15 protein-coding genes are annotated in these 15694 nt (G+C 65.7%); 10 read left to right on the forward strand and 5 right to left on the reverse strand.

Features of this window, described 5'->3' with window-relative positions:
- Window positions 1–32: 32 nt before the first annotated feature.
- Entirely contained in the window at window positions 33–374 is a 342-nt protein-coding gene (locus SAS01S_RS06995; protein ID WP_066806566.1) for a VOC family protein, read from the forward strand.
- Window positions 375–435: 61 nt separating this feature from the next.
- Window positions 436–936 (forward strand): YbjN domain-containing protein, encoded by a 501-nt coding sequence (locus SAS01S_RS07000; protein ID WP_066806568.1) that lies wholly within the window; start codon window positions 436–438, stop codon window positions 934–936.
- On the opposite strand, the gene moaB is transcribed toward SAS01S_RS07000, so the two are convergent.
- The 3 genes from moaB to SAS01S_RS07015 form a co-directional block, all read right to left on the reverse strand.
- The gene (moaB, locus tag SAS01S_RS07005; RefSeq protein WP_066806570.1) at window positions 937–1464 is read right to left on the reverse strand and encodes a molybdenum cofactor biosynthesis protein B; all 528 of its coding nucleotides are present in this window, start codon (window positions 1462–1464) and stop codon (window positions 937–939) included. It lies immediately after the preceding gene.
- A gap of 84 nt (window positions 1465–1548) precedes the next feature.
- Window positions 1549–3285 (reverse strand): lytic transglycosylase domain-containing protein, encoded by a 1737-nt coding sequence (locus tag SAS01S_RS07010; protein WP_066806572.1) that lies wholly within the window; start codon window positions 3283–3285, stop codon window positions 1549–1551.
- A complete protein-coding gene (locus SAS01S_RS07015) occupies window positions 3282–4028 on the reverse strand; it encodes a uracil-DNA glycosylase (RefSeq protein WP_245656774.1) in 747 nt (248 codons plus the stop codon). Before SAS01S_RS07015 ends, SAS01S_RS07010 begins: the two co-directional genes overlap by 4 nt.
- A gap of 109 nt (window positions 4029–4137) precedes the next feature.
- Here SAS01S_RS07015 and SAS01S_RS07020 point away from each other — a divergent pair, with 109 nt between their 5' ends.
- The 7 genes from SAS01S_RS07020 to SAS01S_RS07050 all read left to right on the forward strand — a co-directional run bounded on the left by SAS01S_RS07020 (window position 4138) and on the right by SAS01S_RS07050 (window position 13253).
- On the forward strand, window positions 4138–5796 hold the full coding sequence (locus tag SAS01S_RS07020) for an electron transfer flavoprotein-ubiquinone oxidoreductase (RefSeq protein ID WP_066806574.1): 1659 nt from the start codon (window positions 4138–4140) through the stop codon (window positions 5794–5796).
- A 118-nt stretch (window positions 5797–5914) separates the two neighbouring features.
- Window positions 5915–7384: a tetratricopeptide repeat protein gene (locus SAS01S_RS07025; protein ID WP_066806576.1), complete on the forward strand. Its 1470-nt coding sequence runs from the start codon at window positions 5915–5917 to the stop codon at window positions 7382–7384.
- Window positions 7384–8301, forward strand: coding sequence for a 4-(cytidine 5'-diphospho)-2-C-methyl-D-erythritol kinase (locus SAS01S_RS07030; RefSeq protein ID WP_066806647.1), 918 nt, complete (start codon window positions 7384–7386; stop codon window positions 8299–8301). The genes SAS01S_RS07025 and SAS01S_RS07030 overlap by 1 nt, the downstream gene beginning before the upstream one ends.
- Window positions 8302–8550: 249 nt before the next feature.
- Window positions 8551–10272, forward strand: coding sequence for a dihydroxy-acid dehydratase (gene ilvD / locus SAS01S_RS07035; protein ID WP_066806577.1), 1722 nt, complete (start codon window positions 8551–8553; stop codon window positions 10270–10272).
- Window positions 10273–10288: 16 nt separating this feature from the next.
- Window positions 10289–10678, forward strand: a complete 390-nt coding sequence (locus SAS01S_RS07040) for a hypothetical protein (RefSeq protein WP_245656775.1) — start codon at window positions 10289–10291, stop codon at window positions 10676–10678.
- Entirely contained in the window at window positions 10675–12069 is a 1395-nt protein-coding gene (locus tag SAS01S_RS07045) for an NAD(P)H-hydrate dehydratase (protein WP_066806580.1), read from the forward strand. The genes SAS01S_RS07040 and SAS01S_RS07045 overlap by 4 nt, the downstream gene beginning before the upstream one ends.
- Window positions 12066–13253, forward strand: coding sequence for a class I SAM-dependent RNA methyltransferase (locus SAS01S_RS07050; RefSeq protein WP_066806651.1), 1188 nt, complete (start codon window positions 12066–12068; stop codon window positions 13251–13253). Before SAS01S_RS07045 ends, SAS01S_RS07050 begins: the two co-directional genes overlap by 4 nt.
- Window positions 13254–13390: 137 nt before the next feature.
- Here the strand turns inward: SAS01S_RS07050 and truA are convergent, their stop codons facing one another.
- Together truA and fmt are read right to left on the reverse strand one after the other, a co-directional pair.
- Window positions 13391–14137 carry a tRNA pseudouridine(38-40) synthase TruA gene (gene truA / locus SAS01S_RS07055; RefSeq protein WP_066806582.1) on the reverse strand — a complete coding sequence of 249 codons (747 nt, stop codon included), beginning with the start codon at window positions 14135–14137 and terminating at the stop codon, window positions 13391–13393.
- Window positions 14134–15042, reverse strand: coding sequence for a methionyl-tRNA formyltransferase (gene fmt, locus SAS01S_RS07060; protein ID WP_066806584.1), 909 nt, complete (start codon window positions 15040–15042; stop codon window positions 14134–14136). Before fmt ends, truA begins: the two co-directional genes overlap by 4 nt.
- Window positions 15043–15097: 55 nt before the next feature.
- Here fmt and recR point away from each other — a divergent pair, with 55 nt between their 5' ends.
- Window positions 15098–15694 carry a recombination mediator RecR gene (recR, locus tag SAS01S_RS07065; RefSeq protein ID WP_066806585.1) on the forward strand — a complete coding sequence of 199 codons (597 nt, stop codon included), beginning with the start codon at window positions 15098–15100 and terminating at the stop codon, window positions 15692–15694.

The raw sequence follows: 15694 nt of genomic DNA on the forward strand, positions 1-15694 counted from the left end.
ATAGAACATATCAAGAACGATGGAGAGATGAGATGGCGAAACTCAATTATGTCGAACTGCCGGTCCAGGACGTCGCGAACACCAAGGCGTTCTTCGCGGCTGCGTTCGGCTGGGATTTCACCGATTTCGGTCCGACCTATGCGGCGACGATGAGCGGCGGGACCGATCTCGGGCTGCAAGGCAACCGCGCCGACTGGACCGCAGCGCCACTGGCAGTGATCCAGGTCGACGATCTCGAAGCGACCGAGGGCGCGGTGAAGGCAGCGGGCGGAACGATCACCCAGCCGATCTTCGCCTTTCCGGGCGGCCGCCGGTTCCATTTCCGCGATCCGAATGGCAATGAGCTGGCGGCGATGCAGGTGGAGTCGCACTGAACGGCCTTGCGGCCGCTCAGGCGGGCTTTAGGATCGTCGCACGCAATCAGGGGACAGACATATGTGGGGCAAGATTTTGGCTGTCGCGGTGGCGATGGCCGTTTCCGCGCCGGCCTTGGCTGCGGATCGGATTATCGACGTGAGCAGCGTCGACGGAGTCGCTGCGCTGCTGCGCGAGGCGGGTTACAAAGCGGAGATCAAGACCGGCAAAGACGGCGACCCCTATATCCAGAGTGCAACGGGCGGAAACGATTTTCAGATCCTGTTCTACGGTTGCAAGAACAAGGTTGGCTGCGACTCGTTCGATTTCTACAGCTGGTTCAAAAAGGAACCGTTCTTCTCCGCCGAAATGGCGAATGATTGGAACGCCAATCACCGTTTCCTGAAGGTCGCGATTGATTCGGACGGCGATCTGTCCGAATATGCCTACATCTCCACCGTCGGCAAAATGACCTACGATAATTTCAAGGATTATGTCGCCTGGTACGGCTCGACCGATGGCGAGTTGGTCAAGTTCGTCGACGAGCGGCGCAAGGCGGCGGCACCGACCGCGGCGAAATAGCTATCGCTCCAGCAACCGCGGCATCAGTTCGACGAAGTTGCAGGGGCGGAAGCGGCTGTCGAGCTGGTCCCTGAGGATCAAGTCCCAGGCGTCCCTGACTGCGCCGGTCGAGCCGGGGAGGGCGAAGATGTAAGTCCCGCCGGCGACGCAGGCGCAGGCGCGCGATTGGATCGTCGAGGTGCCGATCGTCTGATAGCTCAGCCAGCGGAACAGCTCGCCAAAACCAGGGATCATCTTCTCGGCGACCGCCTCGACCGCCTCGGGCGTGACGTCTCGCCCGGTCACACCGGTACCGCCGGTGGTGAGGATGACGTCGATTTCGGGATCCTGGATCCACTGAGCGAGGCGCTCAATAATCGAATCGAGATCGTCGCGCTCGATCGTGCGGGCGGCGAGAACGTGATCGGCGCTCGTCAGCCGCTCGACCAGCGTGTCGCCCGATTTGTCTTCAGTAGGTCCGCGCGTATCGGAAACGGTTAGCACCGCGATCCTGACGGGTACGAACTTTCGGCTTTCATCGATGGGCATGCCCCACCTTAGTCGTCCGTATTGAGCCTGTCGAAGCAGATTGGGGCTTACCGCGGTTCGAAATCGCTCAGGGCGACCGGATAGTTACCGGCTCGACGTCAGCCTGACCGCGTTCGGCCCAGGCAAGCCCGGGAATTTCGGCCACATGCCCTGCGCCAGTGCCTCGCGGCTCGGCGATTTCAGCCGGCCGTCCTTGCCCTCGTACATCCAGTAATTGCGCAGCACCGTGGTCACGTAACCGCGCGTTTCCCAATACGGAATCGATTCGATGTAGAGCAGCGGATCGCCGCCATCCTTGACGATGCCGTTCCATTCCATGACCGGTACCGGCCCGGCATTATAAGCGGCGATCACCTTGGGCAGATAGCCGCCGGTGAAGCTCTGGTCGCGCAACCGCTCGAGCGTGCGCTGGCCGACCGCCATGTTGACCGACGGCAGCGACAGTGCGCCGCGATCGACGGTGATGCCGCGTTCGCGGGCATAGTCGACCGCGGCAGCGGGCATGATCTGCATCAGGCCATAGGCGCCTGCCGGGCTGATCACGTCCTTGCGGAAGCGTGATTCCTGGAGCGCATGGGCGTAAACCAGCGCCTTGTCGACCGTCCAACCGCCGGCCGGCGCCCATTTCGGCGCGGGGAAGCGCGCGATGGTCGGCGCCTTGGTTCCCTCGGGGCAGTTATTGCCCAGCCACATCACCGTCTCGGGCAGATTGAGCGTCTCGGTCAGGCGCACCAGCGAGGCATATTCGTCCTTGGGACCGATCTTCGCCTGCTGCTTGAGAACGTCGTCGGCCAGACCGGTTTCGCCGATCTCGACCAAAGCGGCGGCGACGCGGACATTGGGGCGGTTCTGCAATTTGGCCCAATCGGCGAGCATCAGCTCGTCCGGGACCGGGGGCTTTTCCTTGATGCCCAGCTGCTGGCGCGCGAGCATGCCGTAAAAGGTCTCGTCGAGCTGAGCGGCGTTCTTGAGCCGTGCCTCGACCAATTGCGGCCGGCCGCACTTCATGTCGGCGCGTGCCGCCCAATAGAGCCCGGCAGCCCGCAATTCGACATCGCTCGCCCGCGCCGCAACGTTGACGAAGGCGCGCGCCGCCTCGGTGCAGTCGCCTTGGCGCCAGGCGGCGAGTCCGCCGACCCATTCGCCCTGGACTGCCCAGTCGCCGACGCCAACGCGAGCCTTGGCCGCCATCATCCGGGCATTGGTGTCGTCGCCCTGAAGATAATAGATCCAGGCGACGCGTTGCTGCCACTCTATCTGGGCATCGGGCGTGAGGCCGGTCGCCGATTCGAGCAATGCCTGCGCCCCGGCGCCGTCATCGCTCTTGATCAGCGGCTGCATCTTGAGCGCGAGTTCGGCCGCGGCGAGGTCGTATTTGGTCGCCTTGGCGCGACCTCGGGTCGAGGCGCCATTGGCCCATATCAGGCGCTGCTGATAGGGAAGCGTCGGCGCGACCACGCCGCGCGCGGCGAGGATGCGGGCGATGCTAAGCGCCTCCGGCAGTTCGGGCGCCGCGGTGACCACGGCAAGCAGCGGATCGTTCTCGGCCTTGGGCGAGCCCTTGGCGGTATAGAGTTCGGCAAGCGCGATCGAATGGAGTGGACCTGGCTTCATCGCGGTCAGCTGTAACTGGGCATCGTTCCAGCGCTTTTCGTGGATAGCCTTGAACACCGCAGCGTATCCGGTGCGCTGATCGGAATCGAGTTGGGTGGGAATCCCGCGCGCCATCGTCGTGGATGCAGGTGGCTCGCCGGCGGCAAAAGCGGGCAGCGCAGGTGCGAACACCAGCGCCGAAGCGACGAGAAAACGCACGACTTTCACTCAAATCCCCCCATCAACAATCTGAGGTCCTTCCAGGCATCGGCTTTGGCGACAGGCTTCTCCAACAGGAAGCGAGGATGAAAGCTGGCCACAACCTCACTTGTCCCCCCGTCATGGTTAACCTTGCGTAAACTTGCACGTGCATTGGCGACGTCCAACCCCGTGATGGCACGGCTCGCCGCATTACCTAGCGCGAGGACGCGTTTCGGACGCGCGAGCGAGAGATGATGGCGGATCAGGGCCTCGAGCTTTTGCCCGGCTTCTTCGCTCACACGGCCAGCCGGTGGGCGCTTTACCGACAGCGCCGCGAGATAGATTGACTGACGGTCGCGGCCGATCGCCGCGAGCATGCGGTCGAACAGCGCACCGGCATTGCCCGACAGCAATAAACCGGCAGCGTCATCCTCGCGATCGGGCATGTCGACGACGATCATCAGCCCGCTCGCTACATCGCCTTGCGTGCCAAGCGCCTGGCCCGGCCAGCCCGCCTCGGGAGCAGCTGCGCCAATCCGCCACGCGGTGAATTCGTCCAACGTCGCCGGCAGCGTCGGCGCTGCGACGGCGGTTTCCGCCACTTGGCCCGGCAGCCGCTCGACGACGGGTGGAACCGCGGCACGCGCAAGCCAGTCGCGTGGCAAATCGTCGATCTCGCAATCGACTCCCGCGTCGCGCCACCATTCGAGCGCACTGGCGATACTTGCCCGCCAATCGTGATTCTGGTCAGCCCCCATAGCTGTCGGCATAGAGTCCCACCTTGACCGCGGGGTCAATTCGTTGGCACCGCATTCGCCGACAGACCGTTGTCGTCGTACGATGACTGGTCTCCAGAGGGTCCCAACGGGAGGAAAAGGGATGAGCGAACGCGAGTCGATGCCGTACGACGTGGTGATCGTCGGCGCTGGGCCGGCGGGCCTGTCGGCGGCGATCCGCCTGAAGCAGCTCGCGGCCGAAAAGGGTGCAGAGATTTCGGTCTGCGTGCTCGAAAAGGGCTCCGAGGTGGGTGCGCACATCCTGTCGGGCGCGGTGGTCGACCCGCGCAGCCTCGACGAACTGATCCCCGATTGGCGCGACAAGGGATGCCCGATGGCCGAGACGCCGGTCACGGATAACCAGCATTGGGTGCTGACCAAGAAGAAGCGGTTCGGGATGCCGCATCTGTTCACGCCCGGCTTCATGCACAACAAGGGCACCTATACCGGCAGTCTGGGCAATCTCTGCCGCTGGCTGGCGGGGCAGGCCGAGGAGCTCGGCGTCGAAATCTTCCCCGGCTTCGCCGCCGCCGAGATCCTCTACAGCGACGACGGCACGGTGAAAGGGGTCGCCACCGGCGATATGGGCGTCGCACGCGACGGTTCGCACAAGCCCGATTACCAACCGGGCCTCGAACTGCACGCCAAATACACGTTCCTCTCTGAAGGTGCGCGTGGGCATCTGACCCGTCAATTGGTCGACCGTTTCGATTTGCGCGCCGATTGCGAGCCGCAGGTCTATGGCCTCGGCATCAAGGAATTGTGGGACATAGATCCTGAACTGCATGAGCCCGGCCGCGTCATTCACACCCAAGGTTGGCCGCTAAGCGAAAGCGGCACCAATGGCGGCGGCTTCCTCTACCATCAGGCGAACGGGCAGGTCGCGCTGGGGTTCGTGACCTGGCTCAATTATTCCAATCCCTATGTCTCGCCGTTCCAGGAAATGCAGCGCTGGAAGACGCATCCGGCGATCGCCGAGATCCTGAAGGGCGCCAAGCGCGTCTCCTACGGCGCGCGCGCGATCTCGGATGGTGGCTATCAATCCGTGCCCAAGCTGGTGATGCCGGGCGCCGCGCTGATCGGCGACAGCGCCGGCTTCCTCAACGTGCCGCGGATCAAGGGCACGCATACCGCGATGAAGTCGGCGATGATGGCGGCCGAAGCGGCGTTCGATGCGGTCCAGGCAGGGCGCGAGGGCGACGAGCTGGCCGCCTACCCGCAGGCCTATGACAAGAGCTGGGTGAAGAAGGAGTTGTCGGTCGTCCGCAACGTGCTTCCGCTGGTGGAGAAGCATGGCGATTTCATCGGCACGATCCTGGCGGGCATCAACATGTGGGTCGAGAGCTTCGGCATCAAAATGCCGTTCACGATGAAGCACCACCCCGATCATACGACTTTGTGGCGCAAGGATCTGGTCACGCCGATCGACTATCCCAAGCCCGACGGCGTGCTGACCTTCGACCGCCTGTCCTCCGTGTTCCTGTCAAACACCAATCATGAGGAGGATCAGCCGGTCCATCTGACGCTCAAGGATCCGGACATCCCGGTTGAGTATGATTTGCCGATGTTTGACGAGCCGGCGCAGCGTTATTGCCCAGCAGGCGTTTACGAGATCGTCGGCCAGGAGGAAGGCAATCCGCGCTTCGTGATCAACGCGCAGAATTGCGTCCACTGCAAGACGTGCGACATCAAGGACCCGACCCAGAATATCGTCTGGGTCGTGCCGGAGGGCGGCGGAGGACCGAACTATCCCAATATGTAAGCCCGCTTTTGTCGCCTGCGCCGCACTGACGTCAGCGTTCGCGCCGGCGAGCGCGCAGGCCGACGATTATGGCGCGTTCGGCCGTGCGCGGATCGCGGCGGCGAACGGCAATGTCGGCGTGGCGGCGCAGCAATATGGCATCGCGCTGACCAATGCTCCCGGCGATCCGACCGTCGCCAACCGCGCTTTCCGCCAGGCGATGGCGGCGGGCGACCTGGCGCTCGCGCGTCGTGCGGTGACAGCTTTGGGTGCCGACGCGCCGAACGATGCCAAGCTACTGCTCCTCGCCGACGCGCTGAAGAGCGGTAGCCCCTCGGCCGTCGACAAGGCATTGACATCGCTCGACAAGACGCCGTTCGATTTCTTTGTGCCCGCGGTGCGGGCCTGGCAGGAATTCGGCCGCGGCAGTGATCCCACCGCAGGGCTGGCGGCGACCGAGCGCACCGGCGCGATCCGCCATATCCTGCTCGAACAGCGCGCGTTGATCCTGATCGCGCGGAACGATATTCCGGGTGCCGCAAAAGGGCTGTCGGCGGAGTTGCGCGGCAGCAGCGGCGGTCTCGACTTGCGCTATTCGGCGGCGGAATTGCTGATGGGGCAAGGCAATGACGCTATCGCAGCCGACCTGCTCAGCGGCCCCGATCCCGAAGTGGCGACGGTGCGGAGTCACCTTCGTGCGGTCAAGGCGACGCCGATGATCGGTATCGCACGGCTCTACACGCGCCTTGCCGCCGATCTGACCGATCCCGGCACGACCCCGATCGCGATCACACTGGCGCGCTCGGCGCTGATCCTCGATCCCGATGACGGCCGCGCCCGCCTGTTGCTCGCTGCGGCGCTAGAGCGGCAGGGTGCACATGAGCGTGCGCTGACCGTATTGGGCGAGATCGCGCCGAACACGGCCTTTCACGTGCTCGCCCAGTCTATCCGTGTCGAGGTGCTGCGCGCCAAGGGCGATATGCCCGGGGCGATCGCCACGGCCAAGGCGCTAGCCGAGGCGCCCGACGGCGATGCCGACAGCGCCGAGCATTACGGCAACATGCTGCTGATTGCGAACCGTCCGCTCGAGGCCGCCGTGGCGTATGAGAAGGCGCGCGACCGGCTGGGCGACGATGCCGGCTGGTCGGTCTGGCTGCAGATTGGCTCGGCGTATGACAAGGCTGGCCGTTGGGAACTGGCACGAGCCGCGCTCGAACGGGCGGTGGCATTGGGGCCCGATCATGCGGTCGCGCTCAATTATTACGGCTATTCGCTGATCGAGCATGGCGGCGACGCGACCCGCGCGCTGGCGATGCTCGAAAAGGCCAATGCCCTGGCGCCGAACCAGCCCGCTATCGCCGATTCGCTTGGCTGGGCCTATTTTCGGCGGGGTGAGCCCGACCGCGCGCTGCCCCTGCTCGAATCGGCCGGTGCCGCGGCCCCCGCCGATGCCGAGATCGCCGAGCACCTGGGTGACGTCTATTGGGCGGTCGGACGCCGGTATGAGGCGCGGTACGCCTGGAAAGCGGCGCGCGTGGTGGCGACTCCCGGCGCGACGACGCGGCTCGACGCCAAGATCCTCAACGGCCCGGCCGCGACGCGTTCGTGATCATCGTCGAGGCGGCGCCGGCCAAGATCAATTTGGCCCTCCATGTTCGCGCGCGGCGAGCGGACGGCTATCACGAGATCGAGACATTGTTCGTGTTCCTGCGCGATGGCGACTCCGTATCGGTCGAGGAGAGCGATCGGGATCATTTTACGCTGACCGGTCCGTTCGCGGGCACGCTGAGGGGTGAGGGCAACAATCTCGTCCTGGCGGCGCGCGATGCGTTTGCCAGGGCGTACGGGCTGCTGCCCCCGCTCGCGATCACGCTCGACAAGCATTTGCCGGTCGCATCGGGCATCGGGGGCGGGTCGGCCGATGCTGCCGCCATGTTGCGCGCGCTGGCGCGGTTGAAGGGGATTGATCCGACCGCACTGGCAGAGGTCGCGCTGGAACTGGGATCGGACGTTCCCGCATGCCTGCTCGGGAAGAGCGCGGCGGGTGAAGGAAGAGGCGAAAAACTCCAACCGGTCAATGGGCTTAGCGGCATCGCGGTTCTATTGGTGAACCCCGGAGTAGCGGTTTCGACTGCCGCCGTCTTCCGAGGTTGGGATGGCATTGACCGTGGGCCTCTACTCCCCCGTCACCCCGGCCTTGTGCCGGGGTCCACTGTGCCACCAACCCTCGGCGCCGAGGCTGTGCTGCACGGTGGATGCCGGGACGAGCCCGGCATGACGGATTGGGTTGGTGTTGCCGTCGAGGGTCGCAACGATCTCGAAGCTCCGGCGCGAGCGATTGCCCCTGCGATCGGAGCCGTGATCGACCTGCTCGCAGCCCAAAGCGGCGTCACGCTCGCCCGCATGTCCGGATCAGGCGCCACCTGCTTCGCTTTGTTCGACAGCGACGAAGCGAGAAGCGCCGCGCGCCACGCAATTACCGCCGCCCAACCCAACTGGTGGTGTCTCGAATCGACACTCGCGTAACACATTGGCGTGCCAGTCCGGGACCGCCCGCCGGCACTTAACCATCGTCCTCCGCCGGAATCCTCAACTGGCCCCCAACTTGCTGAGTGATCGCCACGCAGGTCCGTCTCCACGCCGCGCCCGCGCATGGTCTCCGGCCACAACCGGACGTCATCGGTCGTGGGAGCGGCTTCGGCCGCTCCCCGACTCACCCAATTTCAGCAATAGTCTTGCGTAAACGGGGCTTCCCGCGACATAGGCGGTCGCGCCATGACCCACACATTCGATAAATCGAAACTCCCCAGCCGCCATGTCTCGGTCGGCCCGGAGCGCGCCCCGCACCGCAGCTATTATTATGCCATGGGCCTGACCGAGGAGGAGATTGCGCGCCCATTCGTCGCGCTCGCCTCTGCCGGCAACGATTCGGCACCCTGCAACACCACGCTCGACGCGCAGGCCGACGCCGCGCGGCGCGGGGTGGAGCAGGGCGGTGGCATGCCGCGCCGCTTCAACACGATCACCGTTACCGATGGCATCGCCATGGGGCATCAGGGGATGAAGGCCTCTTTGGTCAGCCGTGAGGTCATCGCCGATTCGGTCGAGCTGTCGGTGCGCGGCCATTGCTATGACGCGCTGGTCGGCTTCGCCGGATGCGACAAGTCGCTGCCCGGGATGATGATGGCGATGCTCCGCCTCAATATCCCGTCGATCTTCGTTTATGGCGGGTCGATCCTGCCCGGCCGCTTCCACGACCGTGACGTCACGGTGAAGGACGTGTTCGAGGTTGTCGGCCGGTATGCCGCCGGCAATTGCCCGCTGTCGGAGGTGCACGAGCTCGAACGCGTTGCTTGTCCGGGGCATGGCGCGTGCGGCGGCCAATATACCGCCAATACCATGGCCTGTGTCGGCGAAGCGATCGGATTATCCTTGCCGAACAGCAATATGGTGCCGGCTCCTTACACCACGCGCGAACAGATCGCGGTGTCGGCGGGTGCCCAGGTGATGGAATTGCTGGCCAAGAATATCCGCCCGCGGGACATCTGCACCCGGCAGGCGTTCGGGAATGCCGCGCGGATCGTCGCGGCGACGGGCGGATCGACCAACGGCGCGCTCCATCTGCCGGCGATGGCGCATGAGGCGGGGATCGAGTTCGACCTGTTCGACGTCGCCGAGATCTTCAAGACCACGCCTTATTGCGCTGACCTCCAGCCCGGCGGCCAATATGTCGCGCGCGACATGTACGATGCCGGCGGCGTCTATATGCTGATGAAGACCTTGCTGACCGAAGGCTTCCTGCATGGCGACTGCCTGACGGTGACCGGCAAGACGCTGGGCGAAAATATCGACCAGGTCACCTGGAATCCCGACCAAAAGGTCATCTATGACGCCAAGACGCCGATCACGCCGACCGGCGGCGTTGTCGGCCTGCGCGGCTCGCTGGCGCCCGACGGCGCGATCGTGAAGGTCGCCGGCCTCCATCATCTGCAATTCGCCGGGCCGGCGAGGGTGTTCGATTGCGAGGAAGAATGTTTCGCCGCGGTCGAGGCGCGCCGGATCAACGAAGGCGAGGTCGTCGTCATCCGCTACGAAGGGCCCAAGGGCGGTCCGGGCATGCGCGAGATGCTATCGACGACCGCTGCTTTATACGGCCAGGGCATGGGCGAGAAGGTCGCGCTGATCACCGACGGACGCTTTTCGGGCGCGACGCGCGGTTTCTGCATCGGCCATGTTGGGCCTGAGGCTGCCGAGTGCGGCCCGATCGCGCTGGTCGAGGACGGCGATATGATCCGCATCGATGCCGAGGCGGGGACGATCGACCTCGATGTCGCGGAGGATGTGCTCGCTGAGCGGCGCAAGGCGTGGAAAGCGCGTGTGTCCGATTATGGGTCGGGCGCTTTGTGGCGCTATGCGCAGAATGTCGGCCCTGCCTATAAGGGCGCCGTTACCCATCCTGGAGCGGCGGCCGAAACTCATGTCTATGCGGATATCTAGCGCTCTGGCGATTGGGTTGGTTGTCACTGCTTGTTCGGCCGACCCGCGATCGTCGGCCGGCAACGGCAATAGCGAATTCGACAATGCGCTCGCCCAGGCGAGCTCGGACGCCGAGGACGATGGTCGCATCGTCTGCGCGCCTGCCGGCAATGCCGCTTTCTCGCGCCAATGCACGCTCGATCGCGTTCAATCGACCGAGGGGCTGATCCTGACCGTCCACAAGCCCGACGGCGGGTTCCGTCGCCTGTTGGTGGTGAAGGACGGGCGCGGTGTGGTCGCGGCCGACGGTGCCGAGGCGGCCAAGGTCACGATCGTCGCCGATCATCAGATCGAAGTGGCGATCGGCGGCGATCGCTTCCGTTTGCCCGCGACGATGAAGGGCAAGGACGCTAATAGCGCCAAATGATTCCGACTGAAGGTTTACCGATCGTCACCGCCGCCACGATGCGCGCGGCGGAGGAAGCGGTGTTTGCTGGCGGGGTGCCGCAATCCGAATTGATGGAGTGCGCCGGGGCTGCCGTCGCACGCGAGGCGGCCCGCTTTGCGATGGGGCGGCCAGCGCTCGTGCTTGCCGGGCCAGGCAATAATGGCGGCGATGCCTGGGTCGCCGCCCGCCTGCTGCGCGACGGCGGGCATGACGTCATGGTTGCCGCGCTTGGTGAGGCAAAGGAAGGCGCTGCCGCCACGATGCGCGCCAAATGGGCCGGTAAGGTTGTCGACCTTGCCGATGCGCCGGCGCGACCGATCGTCGTCGACGGGTTATTTGGAACGGGCCTGACTCGTCCACTGGCGCCAGATGTCGTCGGCCAATTGCAGCGGTTGGTAGCCGCGGCCCAGTTTACCCTCGCGATCGATCTGCCCTCGGGCATGGATACCGATCATGGCCGCGATCTGGGGGCGGCCGGCGCGACGGTGACGCTAGCGCTGGGCGCGCTCAAGCCGTCACATCTGCTCGGCGAAGGGCTTGGCCGCTGCGGCCATCTCCTGCTTGCCGATATCGGCATTCCGACCGCTACGCACTGGCGGACGGTTGCGATGCCTCGACTGAGCGAACCCGGGCCGCGCAGCCACAAATATACTCGCGGCCTGGTGGTCATCCTGGAAGGGCACATGCCCGGTGCCGCGAGGCTCGCGTCGAACGCGGCGCTTCATGGTGGCGCCGGCTATGTCGTGCGGGTCGGCGAAGATGACGGCCAGGGACCGAATGCGGTCGTCCATCGACCAATCACCGAGTTCGACAAGCTGCTCGACGACGATCGCGCGGGGGCGGTGGTGATCGGTCCAGGGCTGGGACATGAAGAAGACATGAGGGGGAAGCTGGACGCGGCGATCGCCTCGGCGCGTCCGCTGGTGCTCGACGGCGATGCGCTTAGCCTGATCGGGCGCGATGTCGGCCGATTGAGCGGCCGCGCTGCACCGACCTGCCTGACCCCGCATAGCGGCGAGTTCGACCGGATGTTCGGTGAGGGAAGGGGGAGCAAGATCGATCGCACACTCGCGGCCGCGGCTGAAGCCGGAGCGGTCATCGTGCACAAGGGCGCGGACACGGTCATTGCGACGCCTCAGGGCGATATACGGGTCTATGCTGGCGGATCGCCCTGGTTGTCGACGGCGGGCACCGGCGACGTGCTCGCCGGCCTGCTCGGTGCGCGACTGGCCGGAGGCGTGGCGCCACTCGCGGCGGCTGAAGCGGCCGTCTGGCTTCATGGCCGCGCCGGGCAGCTCGCCGGTCCGGCTTTTGCTGCTGACGACCTGATCCCATGCTTGCCGCGCGCGATCGCGGAGTGCCTGCGATGACCATCGACACGATCATTCGCGTCGCCGCGCGCGGCGAGGGCGTCACCGCGGATGGACGTCATGCCGCGCTGGCGGCGCCGGGCGATGTGCTCAACGCCGATGGCTCGATCACGCCTGGTCCGCATCACCAGGCGCCGCCTTGCCGTCACTTCCCGACCTGTGGCGGGTGCCAGCTCCAGCACCTTGACGATGCGAGCTATGCGGCGTTCATCACCGACCGGATTGCGGGTGCGCTCGCCGCGCACGAGCTGGAAACCGATATCCGCGCGCCGATCGTCTCGCCGCCCAAGGCGCGGCGCCGGGCCTCGCTCCACGCCGAGGCCAAAGGCGGGCGGATAAGATTGGGGTTCGCCGAGGCTGGTAGTCACGCGATCGTCGATATTCAGGAATGTCATATACTTGCGCCGGAATTATTCGCCTTGGTGGCACCATTGCGCAAGCTGCTGGCGCGGCTGGGACTGAAACGCCGCCGGGCCGACATTCAGATGACGTCATGCGATCAGGGTGTGGAAGTGCTGATCGGTGCGAGCTTCGACGGGCTCGAAGCGGCAGAGGCGATCATCGCCTTTTGCCAGGAGCATGACGTTGCACGCTTCGCGACCGACGACGGCATGGGACCCGAGACGCGGTGGGAGCCCGACCCGGTCACCATCACCTTAGGCGGAGTCGCCGTGCCGTTCCCGCCGGGCAGCTTCCTCCAGGCGACGCACGACGGCGAAGCGGCGCTGATCGCCGCGGTGCGAGAAGCGGTCGGGCAGGCCGGCACGATCGCGGACCTGTTCGCCGGGCTCGGCACCTTCGCGCTCTCGCTGGCCCCGGCGCGGGTCTATGCGGCGGAAGCGGGGCGTGACGCCATAATGTCGTTGAAAGCAGCCGCCGGGCGTGCGGGACGACAGGTGTTCGCCGACCATCGCGATCTCTATCGCCGCCCGCTCACCGTCGAGGAACTCGGCCGCTTCGGTGCGGTCGTGCTCGACCCGCCGCGCGCAGGAGCGCGCGACCAAGCAGCTGGCCTGGCGCAAGCGGCGACACCGGTCATCGCGTATGTTTCATGTAATCCCAGTAGCTTCGCGCGCGATGCTCATATCATTTGCGAAGGCGGCTACCGCCTCGATTGGATACAACCGGTCGGCCAATTCCGCTGGTCGACCCATGTCGAGCTTGCGGCGCGGTTCAGCCGCTGATCTCCAGTTTCGGTCTTAAATTTACGCCTCCCCGGCGGAAGCCGGGGCTTAGTTTCGCGCCATGGAGAGCATCCCGCCGTCGAGGACACGTCGCGACTGGGCCCCGGCCTTCGCCGGGGAAGCGTTGAGCTGAATGATCAGGCCTCCGGATAGTCCGCGCGCAGGAAATAGAGACCGTCGGGCGGCGCATTGAACCCGAGAGCGGTGCGATCCGCGGCATCGAGCGCGGCCTTCAGATCGCCTTTCGACCATTTGCCCTGGCCGACCAGTTCCAGACACCCGACCATCGACCGCACCTGGTGATGGAGGAACGACCACGCCGAGGCGAAGACACTGATCCGCGCGCCGTCGCGGACGACGTCGAGGCGGTCGAGCGTCTTGAGCGGGCTGTCCGACTGGCAATGCGCCGATCGGAAGGTGGTGAAGTCATGCCGCCCGACCAGTATTTGCGCGGCATCGTGCATCGCGTCGGCGTCGAGCTCCTGCGGGACCCGCCACGCCAGCCCCTTTTCCCAGGTCAGCGGCGCGCGGCGGCAGATGACGCGATATTCGTAATGCCGGGCGAGGCATGAGAAACGGGCGTGCCAGTCGTCGGGCACGACCTCGCAGTCGAGGATCGCCACTGGGTCGGGCCGCAACCGTGCGTTGAGCGCCTCCATCAACCGGAACGGGGTGATCGTTCGGATGACGTCAAGGTGCGCGCGCATGCCCAGCGCGTGGACGCCAGCATCGGTACGCCCGGCGGCATGCACGGTGACATCGTCCTGCACGATCTCCTTTGCGGCGCGCTCGATCGCGGCTTGCACGCTGGGACCGTGATCCTGTCGCTGCCAGCCCATGAAAGGGCGTCCGTCATATTCGACTGTCAACGCGAACCGCGTCACAAACGTGTGCCTATGTCGATGAAAAAGCCGCGTAAAAGCTCGTTTGACGTCATGACGCCACGTCCCGCGCGTTGCACCGCGAGCGGACGGATCGCGCCTTTGGCGCAGGCGATGGTCAACTGGCCGTCGAGAACGTCACCGGGCGCGCCGGACAACTCCATGACGGCGGCGCTGAGTACCTTGATGCGCTCGCCGGCATGTTCGAAATAGGCGCCCGGCGCTGGGTTGAATGCGCGGATCTGGCGTTCGACGTCGATGGCGGAATGGGTGAAGTCGATCCGCGCCTCAGCCTTGTCGATCTTTGACGCATAGGTGACGCCGTCCTCCGGCTGTGCACGCGGCGGGAAGGCGGGGATGTCGCCGAGCACGCGCACCATCAACCGTGCGCCTATCGCCGCCAGTTCGGCCGAGAGGATGCCTGACGTCTTGCCATCGATCGGCGTTCGCTCCTCGAGCAGCACCGGTCCGGTATCGAGCCCGGCCTCCATCTGCATGATCCCGACCCCGGTTTCGACATCCCCAGCCAGGATCGCGCGCTGGATCGGCGCGGCGCCACGCCAGCGCGGCAGCAGCGAGCCGTGGACGTTGAGACAGCCGAGCCGCGGGGCGTCTAGCACCGCTTGCGGCAGGATCAGCCCATAAGCCGCCACCACCGCGACATCGGCTGCCAGTGCTGCGAAGGCCTCGGTCGCACCCGGTTCCTTCCGAAACGACAGCGGCGTGCGCACCTCGATCCCCAGCGTCTCGGCGCGCGCCTGGACCGGCGAGGGGGTCAGCGCCTTGCCCCGCCGCCCACCCGCGCGCGGCGGCTGGCTGTACGCCGCCACGACGTCGTGACCGGCGTCGATCAGGGCATCGAGCACCGGAACGGCAAAATCGGGGGTTCCCATGAAGACGATCCGCATGGGGTCGGCCTTTCGCCCCTTGGCAGGGGGGCACGCAACCCCCTATTTGTTCCCCATGGCATCGCAGGAAATCGAAGCGCTGACTCAGGCGCTGGCCCGGCTCCCCGGACTCGGCCCCCGTTCGGCGCGCCGCGCGGTGCTCCATCTGCTCAAGAAGCGAGAGGCGGCGCTGGGGCCGTTGCTCGCCGCGCTGGAGGCGGTGGACCAGAAGCTCGCCACCTGCTCGACCTGCGGCAATGTCGATACCAGCGATCCGTGCGCGGTGTGCGCCGATCCGCGCCGCGACCAGCGGTCCTTGTGCGTGGTCGAGGAAGTCGCCGATCTCTGGGCGCTCGAACGCTCGCGGTTATTCCCCGGGCGCTATCACGTGCTGGGCGGTCGGCTATCGGCGCTCGACGGCGTGCGGCCGGAGGATCTGGCGATCGCTAAGCTGGTTGGGCGGGTCGAAGCGGGCGGGATCGACGAAGTCGTGCTGGCGATGAACGCCACGCTCGAAGGGCAGACCACGGCGCACTACATCGCCGAGCGGATCGAGCGATTTCCGGTACGGCTCACGCAATTGGCCCACGGCTTGCCAGTCGGCGGCGAGCTCGATTATCTCGATGAGGGGACGCTCGCCCAGGCGATGCGCGCGCGGCGGCCGGTAGGCTGA

This window comes from Sphingomonas asaccharolytica NBRC 15499 (genome assembly GCF_001598355.1).
Classification (GTDB): domain Bacteria; phylum Pseudomonadota; class Alphaproteobacteria; order Sphingomonadales; family Sphingomonadaceae; genus Sphingomonas; species Sphingomonas asaccharolytica.